Origin of the sequence: Zoogloea sp. LCSB751 (genome assembly GCF_002028455.1) — a bacterium.
Classification (GTDB): Bacteria; Pseudomonadota; Gammaproteobacteria; order Burkholderiales; family Rhodocyclaceae; genus Zoogloea.
The window spans coordinates 1-252 of the sequence record NZ_MWUM01000407.1; the positions used below are offsets into that span (position 1 = coordinate 1).

The following is a 252-nucleotide window of genomic DNA, read 5'->3' on the forward strand; positions in this document are numbered from 1 at the left end:
CACAGACCATAATAATCTGCGCGGATAATTGTTCCTCAAACAATTCCATCACAGTATCGTCGGACACATTTTGGGTATCAGGCGTTTCGAACAAGCCAAGGTGCTCAGTCAAATACTGGATTAAATGCATGTAACCGTCTTTATCTGTGACCATTTTTAACCCTTAAAACAACTAAATCGAGCGCCATTAAGGACACTGTTAACATCTAAAAAGCCTCAACATCCACCCATTAAGTGGTCAGTATGAGCATT

Annotated in this window: 1 protein-coding gene; it reads right to left on the bottom strand. The window is 40.5% G+C overall.

All coding sequences use genetic code 11. From position 1 onward, the window contains the following. On the bottom strand, positions 1 to 154 hold a 154-nt coding region (locus tag B4920_RS31170; protein WP_139379734.1), incomplete at its 3' end, for a DUF3802 family protein. Positions 155 to 252: the final 98 nt, after the last annotated feature.